The organism is Mesorhizobium sp. C120A, from assembly GCF_030323105.1.
Lineage (GTDB): Bacteria > Pseudomonadota > Alphaproteobacteria > Rhizobiales > Rhizobiaceae > Mesorhizobium.
Genome location: NZ_CP100476.1, coordinates 5,956,229 through 5,982,409 on the forward strand (window position 1 = coordinate 5,956,229; position 26,181 = coordinate 5,982,409).

General features: G+C 60.9%; 19 protein-coding genes. 4 read left to right on the forward strand and 15 right to left on the reverse strand.

Going from position 1 to position 26,181, the window contains the following annotated elements; all coding sequences use genetic code 11:
- Window positions 1–3: 3 nt before the first annotated feature.
- The 10 genes from trbG to NL532_RS29110 all read right to left on the reverse strand — a co-directional run bounded on the left by trbG (window position 4) and on the right by NL532_RS29110 (window position 10,400).
- On the reverse strand, window positions 4–1,032 hold the full coding sequence (gene trbG / locus NL532_RS29065) for a P-type conjugative transfer protein TrbG (protein ID WP_023724107.1): 1,029 nt from the start codon (window positions 1,030–1,032) through the stop codon (window positions 4–6).
- Window positions 1,022–1,753, reverse strand: a complete 732-nt coding sequence (gene trbF, locus NL532_RS29070) for a conjugal transfer protein TrbF (protein ID WP_023724108.1) — start codon at window positions 1,751–1,753, stop codon at window positions 1,022–1,024. The genes trbG and trbF overlap by 11 nt, the downstream gene beginning before the upstream one ends.
- Complete coding sequence (gene trbL / locus NL532_RS29075; protein ID WP_023724109.1) at window positions 1,754–3,076, reverse strand: P-type conjugative transfer protein TrbL; 1,323 nt, start codon at window positions 3,074–3,076, stop codon at window positions 1,754–1,756.
- Window positions 3,077–3,112: 36 nt separating this feature from the next.
- On the reverse strand, window positions 3,113–3,838 hold the full coding sequence (gene trbJ / locus NL532_RS29080; protein ID WP_023776466.1) for a P-type conjugative transfer protein TrbJ: 726 nt from the start codon (window positions 3,836–3,838) through the stop codon (window positions 3,113–3,115).
- On the reverse strand, window positions 3,835–6,285 hold the full coding sequence (gene trbE, locus NL532_RS29085) for a conjugal transfer protein TrbE (RefSeq protein WP_023829585.1): 2,451 nt from the start codon (window positions 6,283–6,285) through the stop codon (window positions 3,835–3,837). The genes trbJ and trbE overlap by 4 nt, the downstream gene beginning before the upstream one ends.
- Window positions 6,279–6,551, reverse strand: coding sequence for a VirB3 family type IV secretion system protein (locus NL532_RS29090; RefSeq protein ID WP_023776464.1), 273 nt, complete (start codon window positions 6,549–6,551; stop codon window positions 6,279–6,281). Before NL532_RS29090 ends, trbE begins: the two co-directional genes overlap by 7 nt.
- Window positions 6,551–6,859 carry a TrbC/VirB2 family type IV secretion system protein gene (locus tag NL532_RS29095; RefSeq protein WP_023669260.1) on the reverse strand — a complete coding sequence of 103 codons (309 nt, stop codon included), beginning with the start codon at window positions 6,857–6,859 and terminating at the stop codon, window positions 6,551–6,553. The genes NL532_RS29090 and NL532_RS29095 overlap by 1 nt, the downstream gene beginning before the upstream one ends.
- Window positions 6,860–6,870: 11 nt before the next feature.
- Window positions 6,871–7,839, reverse strand: a complete 969-nt coding sequence (gene trbB / locus NL532_RS29100; RefSeq protein ID WP_031203392.1) for a P-type conjugative transfer ATPase TrbB — start codon at window positions 7,837–7,839, stop codon at window positions 6,871–6,873.
- Window positions 7,836–8,249: a CopG family transcriptional regulator gene (locus tag NL532_RS29105; RefSeq protein ID WP_023829587.1), complete on the reverse strand. Its 414-nt coding sequence runs from the start codon at window positions 8,247–8,249 to the stop codon at window positions 7,836–7,838. The genes trbB and NL532_RS29105 overlap by 4 nt, the downstream gene beginning before the upstream one ends.
- A 120-nt stretch (window positions 8,250–8,369) precedes the next feature.
- On the reverse strand, window positions 8,370–10,400 hold the full coding sequence (locus tag NL532_RS29110) for a conjugal transfer protein TraG (protein WP_031203393.1): 2,031 nt from the start codon (window positions 10,398–10,400) through the stop codon (window positions 8,370–8,372).
- 471 nt (window positions 10,401–10,871) lie between these two features.
- On the opposite strand from NL532_RS29110, the gene NL532_RS29115 reads away from it, so the two are divergent.
- From NL532_RS29115 to NL532_RS29125, 3 genes are all read left to right on the forward strand, one after another.
- The gene (locus tag NL532_RS29115; protein WP_155923846.1) at window positions 10,872–11,354 is read left to right on the forward strand and encodes a hypothetical protein; all 483 of its coding nucleotides are present in this window, start codon (window positions 10,872–10,874) and stop codon (window positions 11,352–11,354) included.
- Between the two features lie 225 nt (window positions 11,355–11,579).
- Window positions 11,580–12,665 (forward strand): PIN domain-containing protein, encoded by a 1,086-nt coding sequence (locus NL532_RS29120; RefSeq protein ID WP_023829591.1) that lies wholly within the window; start codon window positions 11,580–11,582, stop codon window positions 12,663–12,665.
- 20 nt (window positions 12,666–12,685) lie between these two features.
- Window positions 12,686–13,507, forward strand: a complete 822-nt coding sequence (locus NL532_RS29125) for a hypothetical protein (RefSeq protein ID WP_023829592.1) — start codon at window positions 12,686–12,688, stop codon at window positions 13,505–13,507.
- 499 nt (window positions 13,508–14,006) lie between these two features.
- Here NL532_RS29125 and NL532_RS29130 read toward each other — a convergent pair whose 3' ends face one another.
- The 4 genes from NL532_RS29130 to NL532_RS29145 all read right to left on the reverse strand — a co-directional run bounded on the left by NL532_RS29130 (window position 14,007) and on the right by NL532_RS29145 (window position 22,926).
- Window positions 14,007–15,194, reverse strand: coding sequence for an IS91 family transposase (locus NL532_RS29130; RefSeq protein WP_023829593.1), 1,188 nt, complete (start codon window positions 15,192–15,194; stop codon window positions 14,007–14,009).
- A gap of 3 nt (window positions 15,195–15,197) precedes the next feature.
- Window positions 15,198–16,103, reverse strand: coding sequence for a tyrosine-type recombinase/integrase (locus NL532_RS29135; RefSeq protein ID WP_031203396.1), 906 nt, complete (start codon window positions 16,101–16,103; stop codon window positions 15,198–15,200).
- A gap of 330 nt (window positions 16,104–16,433) precedes the next feature.
- Window positions 16,434–18,353 (reverse strand): hypothetical protein, encoded by a 1,920-nt coding sequence (locus NL532_RS29140; RefSeq protein ID WP_023829595.1) that lies wholly within the window; start codon window positions 18,351–18,353, stop codon window positions 16,434–16,436.
- Entirely contained in the window at window positions 18,337–22,926 is a 4,590-nt protein-coding gene (locus NL532_RS29145) for an HTH domain-containing protein (RefSeq protein WP_023829596.1), read from the reverse strand. Before NL532_RS29145 ends, NL532_RS29140 begins: the two co-directional genes overlap by 17 nt.
- A 489-nt stretch (window positions 22,927–23,415) precedes the next feature.
- Here NL532_RS29145 and NL532_RS29150 point away from each other — a divergent pair, with 489 nt between their 5' ends.
- A complete protein-coding gene (locus tag NL532_RS29150) occupies window positions 23,416–23,868 on the forward strand; it encodes a glyoxalase superfamily protein (protein WP_286487827.1) in 453 nt (150 codons plus the stop codon).
- Window positions 23,869–24,596: 728 nt separating this feature from the next.
- Here NL532_RS29150 and NL532_RS29155 read toward each other — a convergent pair.
- Entirely contained in the window at window positions 24,597–26,171 is a 1,575-nt protein-coding gene (locus tag NL532_RS29155) for a hypothetical protein (protein WP_155923847.1), read from the reverse strand.
- Between the last annotated feature and the right edge of the window lie 10 nt (window positions 26,172–26,181).

The window sequence follows — 26,181 nt, forward strand, 5'->3', positions numbered from 1 at the left end:
CCCTCACCTGCCAAACCGCGAAAAGAGCGATATCCGCCGCGGCAGTTGCCGTCCGTCGGTCCTGGTGATGCGCACCACCTGCTGCTGCTTGGCGCCGAGACGGAGTTCAGCCGCGGCAAAGAGGCGCTCGACGATGTAGTAGTTGCCGTGCATCCGATAGTTGACGAGCTGGTTGTCCCCGTCAGCACCGACGATGAAGAGCGGTGGCGCCTCGCCCTGATCAATGCGCTTCGGGAACTCTATGTAGACCTTGCTGCCATCATCGAAGGCGCGCGTCGGTCTCCACGGCGGCGTGTCGCCGGTGATCGAATAGCGGAAGCGGATGTTTTCGAGTGCTACGTTCGAGGCCGCGGGCATTTCAGCCTCTGCCTGAGCGTTGCGCCGCCGAAGCGCCACGAGTTGGTCTTCGCTGTAAATCCAGGAGAGCGCCGCCATGGCAGTTTTCTCAGTGCTTTGAAGCTGCAGGTGATAGGATCGCCTGTCCGTCGTGATGACCAGATTGGTGGCAAGCCCCGGCGCGAATGGCTTCACCAGCACATGAGTGCGCTGGTCATCGCCTGAGCCACTAACGGTGTCACCGATCACCCAACGGACCGTATCGCCGGCTGAGACCGAGGTCAGCTTCTCGCCCCGCTGCAATGAGATATCGGTGACGCGCTCCGGCGCGGCGTAGAGCTGGTAGAGCGCGCCGTCGGCAAAGGGGTAAACCTGCACCGCATTGACATAGCCAAACTTGGTGGGTTGTTGCGTCGCCGCCTTGTTGGCATCGGCGACCTGTTCTTCCGGCGAGCGCTTATCTGGGGCGGGCTTGCCGGGTGCGGGCATCAACTGACCAGGCAACGGTAACGGTTTCGGCACTTCCACGACCTTGACCGGCTTCTCCGGCGCCTTCTCGATCGCGGCTGGTTTGAAGTCCTCGTGGTCATAGGAAATCTGAGGCGGCGGCACTGGCTTCGAGGCACAGGCCGAAAGAACCGCAGCAGACGCCGACAGGATCAAGGCAGCACGAAGCAATGGGGCTCTATTTGTCATTGGCGGGCTCCTTAGGGGAAACGGGGGTTGGCGCGGCGCTGTCGAGCTCGCGCGACCAGTCGATGGCGTTGATGAAGACGCCGAGCGGGTTCTTGCGCAGCTGCTCGGTTGTCCTAGGCGGGCGGATGAGGATGGTGAGGATCCCGATCCAGCGCGTCGTGCTGGCGAGGCTGCCGCGCTCGAACACCTGCTCGGTCCATTTGACCTGGAACGAGCTGTCGGAAGCCCTGACCACGCTGGTCACCTGCACTGACACGCTGCGCGTGCCGATTTGGCCGAAAGGGTCGTTCGCCTTGGCATATTCGTTGAGGAAGAGAGCCGCTCGGTCGGTGGCAAAGTCGTAGGCCGACAGCCAATTCTGCCGCACCAGAACCGCATCGGTGGAAACCGAACGGACATTCTGGATGAAGCGGCTGAGATGCCAGGCGATCTGGGCATCGTCGGGCTGGTAGTTTTGGACTGCCGGCGCGACCGCGTGCGCCTCGCCAAAGCGGTCGACCTCGACGACATAAGGCACGACGCGGCCCTGCATCGACTGCCACAGAAGCCCACCGGAAAGCCCCGTCGTCAGAGCCAGGCAGCCAAAGGCCATGAAGCGCCAGTTCTTGGCCTGGACGCGCGCCGTGCCGATGCGCTCATCCCAGAGTTGGCTGGCCTTCTGGTAGGGTGTTACGGGTTCGGGCGTCTTTCCATAACGCTGAACGGGTCGCTTGAAGAGCATCTAGTCTTCCTTGTCATTGAGGGAGGGATTGGCGCCGCTTCCGCCCCGATCTCCATCGCGCACCGCCTGCGTGGCAGCATTGCGATGGGCGCGTGCGGTCTGTTCGGAACGCAGACGCCTTGCCCAGACCGGCGCGGGGTCAGAGGCTGCAGCGGGCGAGGTTCCTGTCTTTGACTCGGTCGGCATGCCGCCGGTCGCGGTCCAGCCGGCATCGCGACCGGCGTCGGCACTACGGCGGAATGGTTCTGCTGCGGATCGCATTCCCCGCATCGCGGCGCCGCTAGCGGCACTCGCAACCCCATGCAGCCCAGCAGCTACCCCGGACAGCCCGGACTCGGGCGATGTCGCGCGCCCCGTTTGCCAAGCGACGGTGGCAGCGGACCCCATGGCGGCGCCGGCACGGACTGCGGCGAGGCCGCCGCCTGTTGCCATGCGCGCGCCGGCAAACGCAGCGCCTCCGGCAACGAGCGTTGATCCAGCTGCGGCCGCCGTTGTTCCAAGTGCCGCGCCGGCGCCAAGCTGCGGCGCGCCGGAAACAAGACCCGAGGCAATCCCGGGGCCGAAAATGCCGAGCCCAAGCAGCGCCAGCGCACCCAGCACCTGAGACATGGCCGCCGCCAGGTCCGGCTCCTGGCCCTGCAGGGCGGAAGCGAACTCGCCAAAGAGCGTGGAGCCGATGCCGACGATGACGGCAAGCACCATCACCTTGATGCCCGACGAAATCACATTGCCGAGCACGCGCTCGGCCAGAAACGCCGAGCGGTTCCAGAGCGCGAAGGGCACCAGGACGAAGCCGGCCAGCGTGGTGAGCTTGAACTCGAGGATGGTGATGAAGAGCTGGATGGAAAGAATGAAGAAGGCGATGAGGACCAGGAACCAGGCCAGAAGCAGCACGAAGATGGTGAGCGCGTTACCGAAGATCTCGGGGAAGCCTACTAGCTGGCTCGCTTGATTGAGGAGCGGCCAGGCGCCCTCGAAGCCGGCCGCGGCAATGCGGCCTGGCCGCAGGAGACTGTCGGCGGACAGGTTGCCGGCCGATGCGTTGATGCCGAGACCGGCAAAGGAGCGGTAAATTATGTCGGCGAGGTTCTTGAAATTGTTCAGGACGAAGGCGAAGGCGCCGACATAGAGCACTTTGCGAACAAGCCGGCCGAGAATGTTGGGCTCGCCGCCGAACGCCCAGACCAAGCCCGCGAGCGTGATGTCAATGCCGATCAGAATGGTGGTGAGAAAGGCGACGTCGCCCGAAAGCAGACCGAACCCACTGTCAATGTAGCGGGTAAAGGTCTCCATGAAGCGATCGATGACTCCGAGGTCGTTCATGTCGCCGCCTTCCTCGTTGTCTTGAAGAACTGCCGCTCAGTTGCCGGGATAAGCCGTGCCGGTGCCCAGGAAACGCTTCGTCTTCTCGCGAGCGGCTTCCTCAGACTGCGCCTTGCGCGCCGCATCCTCGGCTTCGGCCCGGAACTGGGTCGCAAGCAGCGTCTGGATCTGCATCTGCTGCTTGGTCGAAAGCGCGATCAGCTGATTGGTAGCCTGGCTTGCCTCGAGGGCACCTGCCGCGCCCTGACTGCGATTGACGAGATCGGTAAGCAGGTCGCCATCGGCCTGCACGTTCTCGACGATCTGCGACTGCGCGCTCATGGTCTGGCGGAACGCCTGCATGGCGCTCTGCCAGCGCTCGCGCGCGGCGCTCGCCACATCGCTGACCTTGATGGTGGCGTCGTAGCTTTCCGGATATTGCTGGCGCCACTGGTCCTGCAGCTTGTCGAGATCGAAGCTCAGGCCGCTCGCCTGGGTCATCAGACCGTCAATCCGTTGGAGCGAGCCGGTAAGCTGGCCCACGGAAGAGAAATCCAGGCGCTGAAGGTTGCGCGCCATGTTCTGCAGCATGGTCGCCTGGTTCTGAAGCGACTGGATTTGGTTGTTGATCTGCTCCAATGCGCGTGCTGCCGACAGCACATTCTGCGTATAGTTGGACGGGTCAAACACGATGAGCGCATAGGCCGGCTGGACGTAGTCAGCCATCGGTTTGGCAATCAGGGAAACGGTGACCAGGCTAGTAAAAAGGCGGCGTCCGATCATGACGATTGCTCCTTGTTAGGTTGAGGAAATTGCTGGAGAAGCTCGGCAGCCCAATCCAGGCCGCGCGCACTGAAGAAACGGGCGGCAAAGCTGCCCTGCCCCTCTTCGGAAAGAATATTGTCGATCAGGGTCTGCGCGGCCGGGTCGGAGGCGCCGCAAAGCGCAAGAGCGATCGGGCCTAGCCCGAGCTCGAAGAGGCGATTGCCGCGGCGCGACTGCAGATAGTAGTGGCGCTTCGGCGTGGCGCGGGCGACCAATTCGATCTGTCGCTCATTAAGACCGAAGCGCTCATAGGCTGCCCGTGCCTGCGGCTCCACCGCACGATCATTGGGGAGAAAAATGCGCTGCGGGCAGCTCTCGATGATTGCGGGTGCGATAGAAGAGCCGGCGATGTCGGCAAGCGACTGCGTCGCGAAGATGACGGAGACGTTTTTCTTACGCAGCACCTTAAGCCATTCGCGGATGCGGGCGGCAAAGAGCGGGTTGTCGAGATAGACCCAGGCCTCGTCGAGCATGAGCAGCGTCGGCCGCCCGTCAAACCGGTCCTCAAGACGATGGAACAGATAGGTGAGCACAGGCAGCACAGCGCCTTGGCTGTGCATCAGCTCCTGGGTCTCGAAACACTGCACATCCGAGATGGCCAGCCGGTCGTCATCGGCATCGAGCAGGCGGCCGAATGGTCCGTCGAGCGTGTAGGGCATCAATGCCGATTTGAGCGCATTTGACTGAAGCAGGACCGACAGGCCAGTCAGCGTGCGTTCCTGCGCCGGCGCGGTGGCGAGGCTGGTGAGCGCCGACCAGATTGCCTCCTTCACCTCCGGGGTGACTGTGACATTCTCGTGGGCAATGAGGCCGGCGATCCATTCGGCAGCCCAGCTCTGTGTGGCCGGGTCGTCGATGTGGCGCAGCGGCTGGAAACCAAGCGCACCATTCGCACCCAACGCATGGTGGTCGCCGCCCATGGCAAGCGCGGCGGCGCGGGCCGAATTGCCTTTGTCGAAGACATAGATTTGCGCGCCAGCGTAGCGCCGGAACTGCAAAGCGATCAGGGCAAGCAGAACCGACTTGCCGGCACCGGTCGGCCCGACAACCAGCATGTGGCCGACATCGCCGATATGGGTCGAAAGCCGAAACGGCGTCGAGCCGCTGGTTTCGGCGAAAAGAAGCGGCGGAGCGTAATCGCCGGTGACCTCGGCAAGGTGCTCGTTCTCCGCTGGACCTGCCCACACGGACGACAGCGGCACGAGATGGGCAAGGTTAAGCGTGTGAACGAGCGGCTGGCGAACGTTGGCGTAGACATGACCCGGCAATGAACCAAGCCACGCTTCGACGGCATTGATGCTTTCGCGAATGGTGGTGAAGCCGAGCCCGTTGACGATCCGCTCGACGGCGCGAAGCTTTTCCGCGGCGGCTTTACGGTTCTGATCCCACACCGTCACCGTTGTGGTGAGATAGCCGAAGCCGACATGATCGCCGCCCAATGCCTGCAGTGCTGCATCGGCATCGAGCGCCTTGTTGTCGGCGTCACTGTCGACGAGAGGCACCGGTTCGTTGGTCACCACCTCGCGCAGAATAGCCGCGATCGATTTGCGCTTGGCAAACCACTGCCGGCGGAGCCGAGTCAGCGTCTTCGTGGCTTCCGCCTTGTCGAGTGGAATGAAGCGCGTCACCCAGCGATAGGCGAAATCCTGGTTATTGAGCGCATCAAGGATTCCTGGCCGGGTGACGTTCGGAAAGCCGAGAACTGTGAGCGTGCGCAGATGCTGCTCGCCCAGCATCGGCTCTAGGCCGCCGGTCAGCGGCGCGTCAACCAGGACGCCGTCGAGATACATTGGCGTTTCCGGCACGGCAACCGGATGACGGCGTGTCGAGATCGTGCCGTGCAGGTACGTCAGGCTCTCGGCATCGTCGAGCGCGCGCACCTCGGGCACGAAGCCCGAAAGAAGATCGAGAACGCGGTCAGTCTCGTCTCGGAACCGGGCAAGCTCCTGGCGCCAGTCTCTTTCCCCTCCCAAGTCATGCGAGTCGACGAGAGCACTTTCCGCGCGCGCTTGGCCATCGGGCCCAGGCATGAAGACCAAGGTCAGATGATAGATGCTCTCGAAATGCGCGACCTTGCCCTCGAAGGCCGCGCGCCGTTCCTCATCGATCAGCCATGAGGCAGCATCGGGAAGGGCCGAGCTCGCATAGCCCAGCGCTTCGATGCGCTCGGCCTCGAAGAATAATGCCCAGCCAGAGCCGAGCCTTCTCAGCGCATTGTTTGCCCGCGCGCATATGCCGATGAGTTCGGCCTCCGTCGCGCTTTCAAGGTCGGGGCCACGAAACCGCAATGTCCGTTGGAAGCTGCCATCCTTGTTGAGCACGATGCCGGGCGCGACGAGTGCTGCCCAGGGCAGATGGTCGGCAAGCCGGTCGGCTTTGCCGCGGTATTCGGAAAGCTTCAGCATGCAAGCCAGCCCTTTTGACGAAGATGACGGACAAGCACGCTGGCAAAATCCGGATCACGCCGTGCGGCAAAGACCGCGAGCGTGTGGCCGGCGATCCAGAGGATCACACCCGCAATCCACTGCTGCAGGCCTAGGCCGATGGCCGCGGCCACCGTGCCATTGAGGATCGCCACCGCCCGCGGCGCGCCGCCGAGCAGGATCGGCTCGGTGAGCGCCCGATGGACCAGAACCTCGAAGCCTTCGATATGCTGCTCTCCGGTGCTCATCAGACGACTGCCCCGCCGCCAAAGGAGAAGAAGGAAAGAAAGAAGCTCGAGGCCGCGAAGGCGATCGACAGGCCGAAGACGATCTGGATCAGCCGGCGGAAACCGCCCGCCGTGTCGCCGAAGGCAAGGGTCAGACCGGTGGTGATGATGATGATCACCGCGAGGATCTTGGCGACCGGCCCCTGCACCGATTCCAGAATCTGCTGCAGCGGCTGTTCCCACGGCATGCCGGAGCCGGCAGCGTGGGCCTGGGCCGTGAGAAGAAGCGCGACGGCGGCGAACGAAAGAAAGCGAAGCTTCTTGCGCATGAGGTGACCTTTCAGAGCTGCTGGACTTGCGGAAGTGTGAGCGGGGTGACGGCGTAATCGCCGCTGCCGTCGAGACCCGTGACCTCGGCGATCGCGTCAACGCGGCGCGCGGGTCCTCTTCCGGCAATAAAGATGACCAAGTCGACGGCATCGGCGATCAGCCGGCGGGGAACGGTGACAACGGCTTCCTGGGCGAGCTGCTCAATACGATAGAGTGCGGAGCGTGCCGAATTGGCGTGAACCGTGGCAATGCCGCCGGGATGTCCGGTGTTCCATGCCTTCAGCATATCGAGCGCTTCCGCGCCTCTGACTTCGCCGACGATGATGCGGTCGGGCCTCAGCCGTAAGGTCGAGCGTACGAGATCGGCGAGTGTGATGGAGCCCCGCCTCGTCCTCATGGCAACGCAGTCCTTGGCCGCGCATTGCAGCTCGCGGGTGTCCTCAATCAGGATCACCCGCTCATCGCATTCGGCGACTTCTGCCAGTAGAGCATTGGTAAGTGTCGTTTTGCCCGACGATGTGCCGCCGGCGACCAGGATGTTGCGCCGCTCGCGCACTGCCTTCCTCAGGGCATCAGCCTGCAGCGGGAGCATGACGCGATCGGCGACGTAGTTGGCCAGCGTGTAGAGTTTTGCCGCCGGTTTGCGGATGGCGAAGCATGGCGCCAGCACGACCGGCGGTAGCAGACCCTCGAAGCGCTCGCCTGATGGCAATTCGGCACTGACAATCGGACTATCTGCATGCGCCTCGGCGCGTACATGGGAGGCGACGAGCCGGATGATGCGTTCCGCCTCGGCAGGATGCATATGCACGCCTGTATCGACCCGGCCTTCTCCCAACTGGTCGAGCCTCAGCGCGCCGTCGGGGTTGACCATCACCTCGATGACGGTCGGATCGGCAAGGGCCTCGGTGATCGCGGCGCCCATGGCTGTGCGCAGCATGGCTCGGCGGCGGTGGTCCGCTGCGGGATGAGAGTTCATCCTTCGCCTCCGTTGCCATTGCCGTAACCAAGCGAGCGCTTCCCGGAGGCTATCTGGCGACCGACCTGCTCGACGAATTTGTCAAAGCGCTCTTGGGCGATCGCCTGTGTCGCCCGATCCGGAATTGGCGTGTGCGCATGAAGCGTGATTGAAAAGCGGATTAAGAGCGCCAGGCTCTCCAGAGTTATTTGGGCGTCGCGCCTGACATGGTCGAGATCGCGGGAAAGACGGTCCAGCCGCTTGCCGTAGCGCTGGTCGAGCTCGTTTTCACCACGCCGTTCGATGAAGGCCTCGACCGCTTTCGCGACGATTGCCGATTTCGTGGTCGACGGGTTGCGGCTGAGGGTTTCCAGCTTCTCGCTCAATTCGGGTTCGAGCAGAAACTGGTGGCGAATGCGATGGGGCTTCATACATCTCGTTCCGACTGGCCGGCGCTGATGCGCCGGCGGTGCGAACGAACATCGCCGATATCCGCAAAATCGCTTATGGGCGTTATCTACGCCGAGATACGCCTCAGTTGCGGAAAGCGTTCAGAAGCCGGGGATGATGTCCTTGTCGTCGCCCCTTCCCTCGTTGAGGCCGTAGGCGCTCGCCGCGGTAGAAACCCGGTCCATGACGCGCTTGTCTGCGAGTGCCTCGGCGTCATCGTCCGACAGATTGAAGAGGTCATCCTGATCAGGCTCCCGAGAGACGACGACGTGGTCTTCAGGCAGGCCGGGATGACGCTGCTGTTGCACGCCGCTCCCTTCTTCGATTGCCGCGCCGGCGTGTTCGTCATCGGCAGCGAGACGGCGGTCAACACTGCGGACTTGTCCGCTCCAATCGTCGGGGCGCGACGCAGGACAGTCCGCGTACAGACCGTCGCGCAACACCGGCGCCGGCAGCACCCGTTCGGTGAAATTCGGATCCTGGTAATAGCGCAACTTCTGGGCGCGGATCGGCGGCAACCCGGAAACAAGGATTAATTCGTCAGCTTGCGGCAACTGCATCACTTCGCCAGGCGTCAGCAGCGGGCGAGCGGTCTCCTGGCGACTGACCATGACGTGCGAAAGCCAGGGCGCCAGCCGGTGGCCGGCGTAGTTGCGCATGGACCTGAGTTCCGTCGCCGTACCGAGCGCATCCGATATGCGTTTGGCCGTGCGCTCGTCGTTGGAGGAAAAGGCAATGCGCACATGGCAATTGTCGAGAATGGCGTTGTTCTCGCCATAGGCTTTGGAGATCTGGTTCAAGGATTGCGCGATCAGATAGGCGCGGATGCCGTAACCCGCCATGAAGGCGAGCGCGGTCTCGAAGAAGTCGAGGCGACCAAGAGCCGGAAATTCGTCCAGCATCATGAGCAGTTGGTACTTGCGGCTTTTCTTCGGGTCACCTTCCAGCCGCTCCGTCAGTCGCCTGCCGATCTGATTGAGCACCAGTCGCACCAGTGGCTTGGTGCGCGAAATATCCGATGGCGGCACCACTAGATAGAGCGACATCGGTCGTTCCGCATCCATGAGGTCGGCAATGCGCCAGTCGCAGGCCGATGTTGCCGAGGCAACCGTCGGATCACGATAGAGCCCGAGAAACGACATTGCGGTCGAGAGAACGCCAGAACGCTCGTTCTCTGACTTGTTCAGCACCTCGCGAGCCGCCGAGGCCACGACGGGATGGACCCGAGGTGTGTCCGCCGTGCCGAGGTGGTTGGTGGTCATCATCCGCAGCAGTGTCGCGGCAAACGAGCGTTGCGGATCCGACAGGAAAGTGGCGACGCGCGCGAGCGTCTTTTCTTCTTCCGCGTAGAGCACGTGCAAGATGGCCCCGACCAAGAGTGAATGACTAGTCTTCTCCCAATGATTCCGCCGCTCCAGCGCGCCTTCCGGATCGACGAGAATGTCCGCGATGTTCTGAACGTCGCGGACCTCATCTGAACCCCTGCGCACTTCCAGCAGCGGGTTATAGCACGCCGATCTCGAGTCGGTCGGATTGAACAGGAGGCAGAAAGAGAACTTCGACCGCCAGCCGGAAGTCAGCTGCCAGTTCTCGCCTTTGATGTCGTGAATGACGGCCGAGCCGGTCCAGGAAAGAAGCGTTGGAACGACCAATCCCACGCCCTTGCCCGAACGTGTCGGCGCAAAGGCCATGACATGTTCCGGCCCGTCATGTCGCAGATAGTGGTCCTTCAGTTTGCCAAGGAAAACGCCGGCCGGCTCAAACAGGCCTGCCTTCTCGATTTCCCGAGCCGCGGCCCATCGTGAGGAACCGTAGGTGGTGACCAACCCCCTCTGCCGCGCGCGCCAGAGGGAGCCAGCTATTGCGGCCGCACACCCCAAGAATCCGCTGGCTCCGGCAAGCATGCCGGCCTTGTCGAAGACCTCAGGCGCATAGGCGTCGAAGTGAAACCACCATTCGAACAGTTTCCACGGCTTGTAGATCGGCCGGGCCGCCGCGGCAAACCATGGCGCGCCAAGCTGCGGCTGATAGTCCAGCATGTGGGCGCACCATTGCGTTGCCGCCCATATGCCAACGATGACGATGGCGAACACAACTACGATCTGGCCGACAAGGAGCTTCGTCGGTGTCACGGGCACAGCCTCCACTGTTTGGTAGTAGATGGAAGCAGCATGACGTGACGTTCCAGAATATTGAAGATACCCAACATACGCGCCCGTGCGATGCAGTGAACGTTGCAGGCTTGGAAGATTGGGGGGCGTCAAGAAATGTCATCGCGAAGGCACGAGCGAATGACTTGTATGGGCCGAGAGCGGACTGGCAGCTTACAGTATGATGATGTTCGGACGCAGCCGTTCCGCTGTTGGCCCGCGAGCTGACGTCAAAAACTCCTCGGGCATGCCGGAAAGTGTGAAAATCGCATTTTACACTCACAGACCATTCGAAATATGAGCGGCTTGGCGGCGCCTTCAGGTGCGCCTAACCCGGCAGCCAAGAGCTTCCTGGACTCGCAGAGCCACATCTTTGTGGATGACTTCAGCAAGTAGGTTTCAGACGTGTATAAGGTCCTCGACGGAGGCCTCTTGGGTTTTGAATGGTGGCACATGGCAAAGAAAATCGTTTGGAGAACGGATGGCCGGCTTTTTGAGCCCGGTGACGAGATGACCTCAGCCGGCGACCATGCGCTGACATCCCTGAATGCAGGTCACGCTCCGACCGAGCAGGCTTTCCGGGATGGAATCCCAAATGGACACGACCTTCGCGCCAACTCCCTCTATACATGGCGAGATGAGAGTTGGGCGCGGTGGACCTGGGACCACGAACCGGACAAGTTTCTCTACAAGCTTGAGATTGACGAGGACGAAACCAGGCACACCGGCGACGTGTGCTGGTATTCCGCAGCCGGGACGCTCATCGGGGAGGGCAAATCTCCCGCCGAAGCCGTGGACGCCTATGCGATCAGCCAACCCCATATCCAGGACCAGCACTACAAGCCGAGGGTGGAAATCCTAGTCAAGCGCGCGACCGTGCTGGAGCGCTACGAAAAGAAGTCCAGGAACGGCCCTTGCGGGCTTGGTACGGGCTAGGACAAGCGGACCAAGATGGGCCTAACACCGTGCTCTGCCTGCGGTGCTTGAGACGCAGGCTGCTCGCAATCCGCTTGACCCCCGAGAACCGGCTAGCCTTTCCCGGATACATGCATGGCGTACGCTTCCCGATATTGGAGTCTTCCGCGCGACCTTGGACGCGTGTACGGAACAAGTTATTAGAACGCAGTCCCGGCAACAGCGCAAATAAAAAGGCCGCTTTGCATGAAGTCTCCAAAAAAAGAAGTTGACGAAGAGCGGATGAAGACCAGGCACGTTTTCCTGGACACCCAGGTTTACCGCGCCTTGGGGCACAGCCCCGCTAATCCGGCCCTGCAACAATTGCAGGCGTTGATACAGGGCGGCCGCGTCGTCCTCCACATCACCGACATCACCTTTGCCGAGGTTGCCCGGCAAATCCGGGAGAAAGTGAATAGCAAAAATCGTGAGTTGCGAGCCATCGAGAAGGAGCTTGCCATCTGGAGAAAGCGAGCGCCCAAGGGGTTTCCAAAGGGCAACTTCGACTTCGACACGAAGGAAGTGACCTCTGCCCTCCAGAATCAGTTCAACGAGTTTATTCTCAGGGAGTGTGACGCCAAGCATCACCAAGCATCTCACCAGACAGCCGAGGCCGTTTTAATCGACTACTTCGACCGTCGGCCACCATTCGACGCCCCGAGCAGCAAGGAGTTTCCGGACGCTTTTGCGCTGAAGGCCCTCGCGGATTGGTGCAGCGCAAACGACAGCCATATGTATATCGTCACCGAGGATAAGGCATTCACAAACGCCGCACTCGCTGAGCCCGAGCTGTTCTTCCACCTCAACTCGATACACAAGGTATTGGATGCGGCGGCAGACCTGGGAGCGGAAGGCGAACAGGCGGTCGAGCAAGCTATCAATCAGCCCGATTTCGACGCCACCTTTGAGAGAAGGTTGGGCCTGGAATTGAAGGACGCTCATATCGTTTACATGGGGGATTTAGCCGAGGGTAACGCCTTCGACCCCAGGCTGCTAAAAATCTTCAGTGTTGAGTTCGAGGCTGTCGTTGCCTTGAGCGACAAGCTGGTAGTCGCCACAATGGTGGCAGAGGCTGAAGTTGAGGTTGACCTGGAATATGAAGACCACAGCGAGGGCGGTTACGATAGCGAGGACGGCGTTTGGCACGGCGCCCAAACCGCTACAATCGCGCTGGCTGAGCCGGTGAAAATACGAGTTATGGTTGAGATTGACCGAAACAGCGGCAAGGTTCGGGACGCTAAGCTTATCAAGCGAGATATCTATATGCACCACTCGCTGTACGAGTATCAGTAAGTGCGGCTTGGGGGGCGCAGATGTCTATTGCCGGCTGGTTTCGCACGAAGGTTTTTATCATCGCCTTCAGGTTAGCCCTGACTAAGGCTTCGCCCGGCGGCTTTACCATTGACGAGACCAACGACTTTTTGTCGGTCCGGCTTATCGATAAGGTAACTGACAAGAAGTTCCTGCTGACCGGCTTGGTCAAAGAGGGCGCCGAGGGCCTGTGGTTCAATGGTCATAACGAACACGGTCTTGAGTGCGTTATCCCCATGAAGAACCTTCGGGATTTCAGTTTTCTCGGCATCCACCACTACAGTGGCTATAACATCAAGTGGGACAACGCCCTCGCCTTCGTTTGGAGTTACTACACCCTGGGTTCTTGGAGAATCGAGAAGAAGGATAAGCGCGAGCAAGGCCGATTTAACAAGCGGACGTTGGCGCGGCAGGACCGGATGCAGGTGCTGGCCACTTTTGTCCAGCAGACGATCAAAGACCCGGACTTCAGAGCCAGTTCGTTTGCCTTGTTGGAGATCCTTTACACCCGTCGGTGGTTTCGGCACCCGGAGCAAGAAACCACCGGAGCCTACTACGATTTGGTGCTGGATTCGCTCATCGCCAGCGGCGACCTGAAGAAAGCGGATAATCTTATCTACTCCCTCCAGTCTCAGGGCCTCACCACGCTGGCCAACTACGAGTTGGAGGAGCGAAGGTTTCGAGATGCCGATACCCAGCAGCGGCGGATAGGCTGGCTTACAGCCGTGCTAGTGATTGTCGGGATAGTCCAAGCACTGGCGACTTACTATGCGCCAGGGTCGCCACCTGTGCTGTCGCCTGCGTCGGTTACTTCTGGCCGGTGAATGCGCGCATCGCGTCTTGGTGCCGCCGAAAGGATCTCATAGTAAGCCGTCGACAGGCCTAAGTGATCATCTAGGGCAACGATGGTCGGACTTTAGCGGGGGCTTCGCCTGCAAGTTGGCGGCTTGCTTGATGTGGCGCGATGTAGGCAAGCTCGTGTCGGCTTTCAGGTGATAAGAAATCTCGGCTCAAACGTCCGAGATGGTGAAGGGTTTCGGGTGCCGGCAGGCGTACGAAAGCCTCTCATGCAGGAACCCGCGGGCCACGAGGGTGGCTATGGGGATTTCGATTTACGGCTGATGTCGGCGATGTCGGGACCGCCGGAGGGAAGCGCCGCTATGGATGCTGCCAGGTCGCTTCGTCGCGTTTTCGCGGGGTGTTGTCGACCCGGCGCGCGACTGGACGTGTCCCCTTCGGCGTCGATGATCACCATGGACGCGCGTGGGTCCGTCGCCGAAGGCTGAGGGCCTGCGACTGAAGTCTGGACCATGCCATGCCGGGTCATGGGGAAGTCTCCCAGTTCGGTGCCGAAGTGTCCGGCGGTCCGCGCGGCGGCTTCCGGCGTTCGAACACTTCGATGATGATCATGCGTCCGCCGCAGCACGGGCACGGCGGGCGGAAGTCGTCCGGTTCGTTCGGGGTGTTCTCATCGGGCGGCGCAGCGACACTCAGCAGTTCGCGGGCACGTGCGAGGCTAGCCTTGCGGGCGGAGCCCGCGAGCAGGCCGTAGTGCCGAATGCGATGGAAGCCGCGCGGAAGGACATGGAGCAGGAAGCGGCGGATGAACTCGTCGGGGCCAAGCGTCATGACCTGCTGCCGGTCCACGCCGTCGCGGCGATAGTCCTTGTAGCGGAAGGTGACGCCGCTCTCGTCGAAGGCGATCAGGCGGCTGTTCGAGATCGCGACCCGATGCGTGTAGCGCGACAGGTAGGCGAGCACCGCATCCGGCCCGGCAAACGGCGCCTTGGCGACCCAGCGCTTCTTCCGGACGGCAGCAAGCTGGCGCAGGAAGGCGCGTCGCTCGGTGAAGTGCGCCATCGACTCGAAAAAGGTGAGACAGCCGGCGTCGTGCAGCGCGACCAGCCGGGTCAGGAACAGTCGGCGGAACAGCGCCCCAAGCACTCGCACCGGGAGCAGGAAAGCCGGGCGCGACGAGACCCAGCGTTTTCCGTCCGGTGCGATGCCGCCGCCCGGCACGATCATGTGCACGTGCGGATGGTGGGTCATTGCCGAGCCCCATGTGTGGAGCACGGCGGTGATGCCGATGCGTGCGCCGAGATGCTTGGGATCGGCGGCGATCGTCAGCATCGTCTCCGATGCCGCCTTGAACAGCAGGTCGTAGACCAGCGCCTTGTTGTGGAAGGCAATGTCGGCGATCTCGGCTGGCAGCGTGAACACGACGTGAAAGTAGCCGACCGGTAGCAGGTCGGCCTCGCGCTCAGCCAGCCATGTCCGCGCGGCCGCGCCCTGGCACTTCGGGCAGTGCCGGTTGCGGCAGGAGTTATAGGCGATCCGCCATTGTCCGCAGTCCTCGCAGGCCTCGACGTGACCGCCGAGCGCTGCGGTGCGGCAATGCTCGATCGCCGACATCACCTTGAACTGGATGAGGCTCAGGTGACCTGCATGGGCGGCCCGATAGGCGGGGCCGGCAGCACGGAAGATGTCGGCGACCTCGACAGAGGTGCGCACGGCTCAGCCGGGCGGCGTCTTGCCTTCCATCAGCGCCATCAGCCGGTCGAGCGGCCCTGCGACCGCATGGATCGTCCGCGTCGAGACCTTGGTGTAAAGCGCAGTCGTATCGAGCTTGCTGTGGCCAAGCAGCACCTGGATGACGCGGATGTCGACATCCTGTTCGAGCAGGTGGGTGGCGAAGCTGTGGCGCAGCGTGTGCGGGCTGACGCGTTTGCGGATGCCCGCGACTTCGGCTGCCTCCTGGACCGCCCGGTGCAATTGCCGCGACGAGATCGGCGCCGTGCAGCTGCGCCCCGGAAACAGCCAGCCATGCGGGAGCATCACCCCGCGCCGCCTGCCTTCGCGCCACCATAGCCGCAGCAGTTCAAGCAGTTGCGGTGAGAGCATCGCATTACGGTCCCTGCGGCCCTTGCCCTGCTCGACGCGGATCAGCATGCGCGTGCTATCGACATCGTCGACCTTGAGGTGTGCGACCTCGGACACGCGCAGGCCCGCGCCATAGGCGACGCCGAGTGCGGCCTTGTACTTGATGCCTGGTGCGGCTTCGAGCAGGCGCGCCGCTTCCTCCACGCTCAGCACGTCGGGGAGCTTGCGCTGATACCTCATGATCACCAGCGCACGCGCCAGATCTCGCCGCTTCAGCGTCACGAGGAACAGGAACCGCAAGGCTGAGACCGCGCCATTGATCGTCGCAGGGCCGACGCCGCTCTCATGCTGATGCAGCTGGAATCGACGGATGTCCTCAGCCGTCGCAGTGTGGGGCGAGCGGCCAAGGAACACAGCGAAGCGCCGGACGTGACGAACATAGTCCTGCTGGGTATGGGAGCCCAGGCCACGCATGAGCATGTCGTGCTGCATGCGCTGGCGAAGCGGAGAGATTGGTGCATCGGTCGACAGAGTAGCCATGGCGAGTTCCTCTCGTTGAAGGGAACTCCATGGTCAGATCGACGCCTCTACCCGCTCAAGGTCTATGAATATCGCGCCATCGCAGAACGAGGCGCCCCCTCCCGCGGAGTGGGTTCGTGCATGAGGCGCAAAACGGACGCCATGAAAAGTCTGGAATTAGGCCGTCAGCGGACGATCCGCCACCGGGGACGTTCAAGAGGAAAGCGGACATACCGTCGATGGAAGCCGGGGCGGAACTGGCCCGGCGCAAAATCTGGTGCCATTTCGAATTACCACCGAATGACGAGTTTCCTTCTTGCACGCTTGCACGGCGGCTCGCAACAAATGCACTTAATACGAAATGGCCGCCAGAGCCGCATCGGCCTTCGATATATGTGGCCAAAGCTGAGGAACAGCGCGGCAAAGCGCAAGAAGGTGGGAACGCAGCTGCGGAGCTTCCCCACGATCGATTTCGCCATCGGCGATTTCAAAGAACCATTCACCGACCGCTTTGCACCACTCTTCCAAATCCGATCTAGAGGCGCAGGCTGTAAGTGCAATTCGCATCTGATTGTCCGCGGCAGAGTCTATGACACCGCGGCGCCGGAGAACTCGCGACAAGATGCGCACCTCGTCGGCAAGCCCGGTATGCCGCGCCGAGGCGGCAATAATCGCGAGCCCTGATATGAGCGAGAAGCCGATATCGGAATCCGGCTCGAGCTTGAGGCGGTATTTCACCTTCCGGAGCAGGCCGGCGATGAGGTCAACGGTCTCCGTGTCGAACCGAAATACTAAGGAGAAGTTCACAACGCTCGCGAAGACACGCGCCTCAAGGGGTTTCTCGTCTCTCGGCTTGCGAAGCTCTTCCAGAAGGTCTTCCGGGAAAGGCAGCGGGGCGTCGATGCCGCCTTCGACAGGGCTAGGCGCGCAAGCCCATGGATGAGAAGTTCGGCTCTGGAGATCGTTCTCACCGTCTCCCAGCAGGAGGGTCTTGAGCGGGCCTTCCAGTAGAGTGTCTTTGGTTTCGTTGGCTACGATGCGGGCCCGCATCAAGAGCTCGACCTGGAATTGCTTCGCGCTTATCAGATCGGGAATACTACGTGGTTCCTGCCGTAGATCGGCGAGCGTTTGCATATAGAAGGGCTCTGCTCGCAAGCTTGCCCAGACGGAAGAGTCATCTCCGGTTCCTCCGAGCGCAACGATCTCCCTTTCGATCATAGACGCTTGCGCGCTCGCAGCGAGACGGCGCCAGAACGGGGGCTCGGCAGCGAAGAGGCGAAGGCGTGACAACTCCCCATCCACGAACACAAAGAGATTGACGGTGAGGGCTAGTCGTCCCGTTCTGTCCTCGGGATCCTCGTCTCGTATTCGCTCCAGCATCCGAACCAAAACGGGCTCAAGGATGGGAAAGCTTTTCAAACATCGGATGCCGATCTCAATGCCGGCAATCTGCGAAAAGAGATCGCCTCGCTCCGAGAGCCAGGCGAAGAAGGCTTCGACATCAGCTGCGGGGGTTTGCGAGATATCGATCAACGCACTGAGTCTCGGATTGGCGCAAAGTAAGAGACACTGGGCGAGGCCGCGCTCAAAATCCCATTTTAACAGCCGGCCGATCTGATCCCTTGCATTGCCAGCCGCATAAGCCTCGACATTGTTCGCGTCGCCACGTTCTCCGATAAGACCTCGGTAGTAGCTCGCTTTTCCGGGCACGATCACCGAAACTTGGCCGTCCGGCACGGTGAGCTCGCCACGTACTGCAGCTGCAACCGATTGCGGCGTTAGTTTCAGGTCCTCGCTCAGTGCATCCATCTCGTCTTCGCTGAGCGGACCCTTCTCGATCTTCTCCCTCCAGGCCTCGATCACGTTCGTAAGAAGATTGGCAGAACCGACTTCGTCTTCGAAGTAAGCAAGACGTACGCTTCGATCCTCAGCGAGCATCCAGAACGAAGGCATGCGATGACGCAGTTCGCCCAGCCTCAGGAAGAGCTCAGGTTTAGCGCCCCTTTCGATCGATAGTTCGACAGGCTCTCCCTCGATAGGTTGAACAAGGATCGAAGAATCTGGTCCTTTGAAGAGGGTTCGGATCGCTGGCAACAGCTGGGAGCTTCGGAATGCAATCCCAAGACCGTTGAGGGTCAACACCAAGTCCACCGTCAGCTCGTACTTTGAGCGGAAACTCTCAGAGTAAGAGATATCTTCCCGAATGGACTTCGGAAACAGCTTAAGCAGCTCCAGGGCAACATGACCGCGACGGTCAGGCTTGCTCGTCATCGTCTCCTCCTTCGAGGGTACGGGCAATCTGTTGCCCGACAATCTCGCGGATTGACGTGAGAAGCTCGGCGTACGATTCTGGCTGTTCTTCTTTGAAGCCCTTCAATACGACGCCCTCTAGCCAATCCCGGTACCGCGCTCGGACATCTTCGTCTGGCGTTGGAAGGATCAAAAGCATTAGGACTTGCGCGCGGTATCGCTCGATCGCGCCGAGCCCTGTTGCGGCCGACCTATGTGCCCAGCCGCGCGCATCGAACAGTTCAAGGAGCCAACTCGATCTCGCGCGTGCCGTCTCGTCCAGAACGGACCCCTGCCACTGGCTGCGCAAAGCCGCCGCTGCCTCTCGCGTAAGAGTATCGAGCCAGAGGCCTTCGTTGGGCAATTGAAGACCGTCGGTCATTCTTGCCCGAACGATGCTTTCGCGGATGGCTTTGAGTTCGGCCGTCTCTTGAACGAGGCCCTCGATAACGGGAGCAGCATTCAAGAGTGCGGCGAGCTCGCCGGGACGTAGCGGAACGAAAAGCATTCCTGCCTGCCGAATAACTGTCAGGGCTTCGGTCAGTTCCTCGGGGGTGAGCTCCCCGCTTTCGGTCATCGTTGCCAGTAGATCGATTGAGGTCGCGATGGGGTAGGTCTCGTGAGTCCCGAACCGATTTACAAATCGATCGTCGACGATCAGAGCGTCGACCTCCGGCCGCCCGGCAAAGAGCAGACGGCTGGGATGCAGATCGAAATGCTCGTCGTCGTCCTCTGCTGGCAGCAACCGACCGAGGCTCACCTTCCCGGATGCGATCCCATCGCGGAGGGCGACTTGTAGGTCCTCAACCATATGCCGGGCGTCATCTGCCGAGGCATCATAGCTGACAAGCTCATTCGCACGGTCGACTTCCGAGGAGGTGACAAAAACCTTAAACCCAGCCATCGGCAGACGGGACAGCAGGCCCAGATGCTGAAAGAACGATAGGGCGACATCGTCTAGATAGACCGTGGCGCCCGGCTGTACGACCGGATTGTGAGGCCAAGCCTGTTCGTGAAGGCGTAAGTATGCGTTGGCATTCGCATTCTCGACATCGGACAGATGTCCGCTGAGTTTGAGCGCCACGAACACATCGCCCACCCCGGCAAAAAAAGACTCGTACCCCGAAATATCCGCAGTCTCTTCGAGGAGAGAACCGGGTTTGGGAAGAGGCGCGGGCCGAACCACGAGCTTTTGCGACTTGTCTTGTTCGTCGAGCGTTTGGGCGGCAACGAGATATTGCGCGATGTCACCTCCGACCCGTAGCTCCAGGTCTTGCGGCGGAACTGCTCCCTCAAATCGGTGCACTCGATCCGCATCGATAAGCTGCTTTACCTCTCGCGCTCTCCGCACCTGACTTGGCTGATGGAACGCCAATTTATCTCGTTCTTCGAAGAGCCAGTCGAGCGTCGTGTGGGCGATCGTGACACTGTCCGCCCAGTTCAGGAACTTTCGAAGCCGGTCCGTTAGGCTGAGCGTAAGGAGGCTTGTAAGATCGATAGCAACGCGTTTACCCACATTCAAGCGTACAGGCTTCGTGCCGCCGAAAGCGAAGATCGGAGACCGTCTCCGAGGGTCCGCTTGTCCTAAGTTGCGCAGAGCGGGGCGCAAGAACACATCGAGCAGAGTGCGCCGGGCGACCTTTGCAGCGGCAAACAGAGGAGCCTCTCCACGAACGACGAGGTCCCAGGTCCGATCCATCCGCTCATCCCAATCGGGCTGCAGGTCCAAAAGCTCCCGAATATCCATGCGCCGAACCGGACCGTCTTCGCCCGACGCAACGATCGCTCCTTCGAGCCAGCCGTGAATTTCTTCCTCGTTTTCCCAGCCTGCCGAGGAAGCCGTGGAATAAGACGTTGAAAGGATGTCGGCATCGCCGTTCGCTTTGCCCGCAGCTTCGCGAACTAACTCTTGCGATCGAGCCGTGGCTCCAATCCGTTGGGCCAGCACACCGGCGCGCAGCAGTTCTGTGGCGCCCCGCTTCTCGCGATTCTGCCATTCGGTTTCGACGAAGGTGTTGAGTGAACTCCAATCGCCGGATGCAATCGCGATGTTCATTGCAAGGTGACGGTCGTTTTGAATGTCCCGTCCGGCGGAAAGCTTTTCTAAGCCGGCCTTAGCGTCGCCGAGCCTGCCAAGGCGGTAGTTGGCCCACGCCACCGTCGCGGCAATTTTGAGAGATGCGGCGACGATCCCCGGATACGTGTCCGCGAACGCAATGATCTTGTCGTCGGCATTCGTCTCGAAGAGAGCGAAGGTATAGGTTTCGGCGCTGGGAACGTTCTTGACCTGTTCGAAGAGAATCTCCGCGAATTCGGCAAGCTTCGAAAAATCCCGGATATGTTCTAGCTCACCCACAAGGTTGAGAAGGGCGGGTACTGTTGGGTTCGCTCGATATTCTGACTCCCTAAGCGCTGCGACATCGGCACCCGTCGCCCCCTCGACGAGATTACGCAATGTCGTGAGAGCGCTGGGCGGAACATCTTTGCCTTCCAGAACGGCGAGCTTCGATCGAGCCTCTTCGGTGCGTCCCGCTTTGACCAGCGATTCAATTTCAATCGAGGTCAAGAAATTCGAATGATAATATTCCAGGAGCTGCTCACGATGCCGGTCGATATAGGCGGCAACGTCCGATGCCTTTCGGTGCAAGGCCACTTCGAAGCGCGCAACCGCGGCGTCGAGCGATTTCCCGCCTGTGAGTGCTGTCGCCCGCTCTATGTCGTCTTCGACTGCCTGCAGGTTCAGATCGAGTTGGAATGCCAAAGCGAGCGGTATTCTACGAAGCCTAATCTTCTCGTCGGCCATGCTCGCTTGCAGATCTTCGAGAGCCTTTCCCACCAGCGAGGGGTCGCGCAACTGCAACCACAGCACTCTATCCGCCGCCGTCGATGCTGCCTGTTTGGCGCCGAGAGGTCCCAAGGCTGCAGCAGCTCTTTTGTAGTAGCCGATCGCTTTCGCGCGATGCGCCATCGCCTGAGTATCCTCGGCCAATGGGAAATCGGCAAGATTGGGAGGTAGCGGCGCCTGGAGCGCACCTCGAAGCTCAGGATGGACGGTCCGCTCCAGATACGCCGTCCCGGAAAGAACAAGGAGCGCAGGTGTCGTCTCGAAATCCGCCTCTCCAATCGCATCGACGACCTTAACCGCGGACTCGATGTCGTCCGCTGTGAGGTGCATACCGAGAATTCGGAACTTGCCGTCCGGATGAAATCTGTCGAGCGATAGACCGGTTCTCTCCAGCCATTGAAGGCCTTCTACCGGCGAAAGATCGTGAATGGCTACGATGAGCGAGGCTGCAAGAGACTCCGGTGTGTTGAGAGGCCCCAGAGCGGCGAGCGCCTTCGCCCTGTCGCCGTTCTGGGCGAAGGCTTCGACGAAGGCGCCCGCAATAGTCGTTTCTTCGCTGGGGCCGAACGCTTGGGCTTTCGATAAAGCATGCCGCGCCTTTTCGTGATCGACTGAAGCGAGAATTCGCGCGCACCAGGCAAAGATCGATTGACGGACGCTCGACGAAGCAGCGGTAAGCTCGCCGGTATCGACGGCCGTTAGAAGCGAATTGCAGGCAGCCGTTGAATCAAACCCGCCGGCGAACCGCGATTGCCGTAGTTCGCGAAGCCGTCTTTCCGCAAAATCGGTGACAACCGAGTTCTCTGCCGGAGCTCCGGAAAGCGCGCGAGCGATCTCCCGCTGGCCTACCAAAATTGCTTGCGTGTCTGCGCTTATGGCGGCCTGCGTTTCCAGAAGGCCTTTCGCAGCGGTCTTGATAAGAAGGCCATCGGCGGCAAGGGACGCTCGAAAGCTCTCGCCATCGAGGCGGCCTCTCTCTGTCATCGCATTTTGGCAATCGCGCTCGATCGCCTTGAACGCAGCCGGAGCCTCGTCCGGAAGCTCAAGCAGCCCCTTGAGCCTATCTTCGGCAAGCTCGCGCTGCGGCCCGCCGAAATCGTAGTCGATTACGTGAATGAACCTTAGGACTGCCTCGAGATCGAGGTCGGCAGGCGCGCCGTGCGCATCGAAAGCCGAACGCACCAACTTCTTGAAAGACGTCAGGAGTGTCCGCTCTGCGTACGTGAGCGTTGCGGTCGATTGCATCCTCAGCGCATCGAGCGCCTTTGCGAGGCCCACTTTGATGGGGCCGGACGTTTCGTGTCCGACCGCAAGAAGCATCGCGTCTTTGCCGCGGACGAGAGGGCGATCCCATCCTCTCTCGCCTTGGCCGTCTTTGGTCAGCAGCCACAGACGTGCAAACTCATCGCAGGTTTTTCCTAGTTCGCTCGTCAGAACGAAACGTCCCGTGAGCGAGTTTTTCGACTGGATAAACACCCACCCGCCGGAATCTGTTTCTATCAAGACATCGTCCACGGGTACTTCGGTTTCGAACCGGATCGCAGTCGCTTTGGCAGCGCCCAGTCCGAGCCGCTTATCTAACGCGACAGCGGCTAGAAGCCGGACCGCAATCGAGGCGGCAACCGAAGCTTGTATGGTGACGCCGCCGGCGGGCGCATTCCCGCCGCCCTTCGCCAGTAAACTCGTGTTTTCGGTTGCCCTCTTGGCCATCGTTTACTCGCCTAAGCCCGAATTGCTGCGACGGCGCTTCGGGTTCACCCTGCTGCAGTGCACAGCATCGCTGAAGAGGAGACCTACATTTCCGAGTCGCGACACCGTCCTCGATGGCCTTATTCGACGCGCGATTCAAGGATTTCCGCTGGTGGTGCAAAGGTGCCAACTTGCGCGTCTACGCCGATGTCCGCTTCCGGGAAGCTTTCAACACGGCGGCGGTGACCGGAATGCGGCGCAGAGCAGCGCGGTTTGGGGCCGCGAGTGAATCGACGGGTGTGGTCCTAAGTTAGTTACAATCATGCAAAAGTGGCTTGACGTTTTTTGGCGCTGACTGCAACGTGGTGATGGCCTCCCGCACAGGCCTGTGTGCCCACCATGCTAAGCCTCGCAGTGCGCTTTCGCTGAGTTTTAACCCACCATTCCCTCTGGGACGGGTCTGTCAGCAGTGGGCACATGTCGGATCCGTGACCTCGATAGGGATGGATCATGAGCAATAGCGATCAACTGAAAGAACTGAAGACCGCGGCACGGAATATCGCGCATGCCAAGCGGATCAAACACGTCGGCGCACTGGAAGTCGTTGCGCAGGCCTTGGGCTATCCACATTGGAACGCCCTCGCCAACGCGAACAAGAAAGGATGGCGCCCGTCTCCGGAGGATCTTGCCACCGCGGAGGCGCTGGTACTTGCCGAAAACCCGTTGATCTCCATCGACACTGATCCCTGGAGCGCACTTGGCGCTGACAGGTTCGAGGGCGAACTGCAGGGGCACAGCTATCGGGTGAGCACTCAGGCAGATGATGTTCGCATGTGGGGACGAGGTTGGGAACTCACCTTGCCTGAGGCCCCTTGGCTCCCCCTCGCTTCCGCGTCACGGATCGTCGACTTAGAGCAAACCCGATTGATGGTACGGACTTCCGGAATGCCGCGCTCGATGTAGCCTCGGGTTGGCGCAAGCTTGTCCACGCCCGGATCGCCTCCGATTGGCCTCGCCGCTCAACCGTGCCGGACAGCGCGGGCCGAGCCGAGCATCCCTTGGGTCATGGGGTGAGCGACATCTGGTTTTGCTTGCATTGCGACCGATCGTCTACCGGAGTTGAGATCGCCGCGAACCTCTTTCACTGCCCGCACTGCCTCGCGTCACCGCTTGACATTCACGCGTCGCCCTGGTGGCTTGGCGCGGCAGCGAAGTAGGCACCCTCAGCGACGGCCGGGCTGCTTTTGGAGCGTCAGATCTTGCTGCGCAATGACGCAGCGCGGCGAGATCGCCTCCGCGGGCTCAATGGATCGCAGCGCACAGGCACAGCCAACTAGTGCACGGCAATGTCGGCAAATACTGGAATCCTTGTAGGACATTAGCGGTCACCACCGTCACTGCCGGGTTGCACGACGTTCAAGCAAGAAGCCAGTCAGGGTCGAGAACTGATGTCTGTTCAAGATGCATGCGGTGGATGTCTGAGGAACGACTGATTTGCGGCGCATCGCTGCCAGGAGCATTGGGGCCGCAAGCAGACTGACTGCTTCCGGTTGTGATTGGCTCATAGCGGCCATATGAGGACGTATCCCCCGGCATCCGCTGTTTAGCTTACTCGCTGCCTGGAGCGACGCTCGCACGCTGGTTGACTGACTACTATTTGAACGAAGCCCGTATGCGCCCGTTGCCGCCTCTCACTCATGGTGCGAGGGTGTTGGGGGCGTATCCATCCGAGGCGCCAATGTCATGTTCCTGGGGTCGATAAGGAGCCTCAGATCGCAGGCCGTGGCCTGCTCCCTACCGTATTCTTCAAGGTCATCGACCTGTGGTCGGACATCGAGAGCTTCGAAACGGGTCGACCGATACTGCCATTCCGGATCATCGGACTGCTCGAAGAAGACCTTCGCGCTGAAGGTTATGCTGGTGTCGGCAAACGACGAGCTGCTGAAATACAGGCCTTCGGGCGGCGACGACGGTTCTTCAATCTCGAGGGTCTGGAACTCGAAGCGAGCCTGCGATTTCGGATTGAGCAGGATGTCCACCGCCATACGTGCTTCATTTGCCTCCCAGAACGCATCGAACTTGAATCTAGCGGTGGAGCGAAGGCCTGCATTCGTGAGGAGCTGAAGCCACCCATCCAAGAATGCGGAGATCAGCGGAATCTCCTTGAGGTACGGTCCGGTTATGGGTTGATCGACTGGGAAGGTAATTGACGGGATGCGGTCATTTCCGGCAATCGTCAGGGTCGCTCGCCCCGTCGCCATGAGCGTGAGCGCGCGAAGCAGCTCCGCCCATTCCTCCAGCGAATGCTCCGTGTCATCGATCGAGCCGACGGTCTCGAACCTGAGCGCCGGCCGTGTCAGCCGGATGATGAAGTCTGGGGCGCGGATGAGAAGCTCTGCTCCATGCGGCTCGGCCATCGGAGGGCCGATGAACATTTCGCCGTCGAATCGCGCTGCTTGTCCGAAGCCGGGTCCCCGGATCGAAATCTCGCAGGAACCCAGAGTAGGAGGCGTAAGACGCAGCTCCTCGATGTCGTCGAACAGCGTGCCCTGATAAAGAAGGCGTATGCCGAACCGGCTGTCAAACACGCGGAGCCGGTGCGGCTTCAAGGGCGCGAGGCCAAGCAATAGACTGCTGAAATGCTCCGGACCCTCGATTTGGATAAGTGCCTCGGCCTCGATCTGACCCTTCTCATATCCAAGTTCGGCGAGCTGCCGTTGCTTCTCAATCGTGTAGGCGCCAGGATTTTGACCGCAGGCTGCACTTATGGCCGCCAATAAGCCTGTGGGGGTCGGCTCGAAGCGCACCCCGACTTTCTCATAATCGTAGCTGATATCGGTGTGGTTGATGTCGTGGGCCTTGCTAGCCTCCGCCAGTCTCAATCGCCTGAGTACGCGCGCGAGCTCATTCCCAACAAGGTGGACAAGATAAGCGGATTGGAGTTCACCGTCGGCTCGCAGCCGAAACACAACGATGAGCGCCGGCCGAGGGTCCTTGGCCAAGCGATCGATGGCGGACAGGCTGAGGCGGATACGATTGCCGGTACGGCCGAGCGTCGACTTCAACTGAACCCGGGCGGCGTTGGTGGGGCGTTGATCGAGAGGTAGCGCTTGACCGGCCGGCGCCATCGGGAACTCCACGATGAAATCCCAGCCCATCACGTCGACGACGCTCTTGTTGCAATAGAGGCCTGCGCGCTCGCAGAGCACTTCGAACTGCCGTTCGCCGATGCGACCAATGCGATCGGAATCCAATTCGCTCTCCATGTCGTCCGTC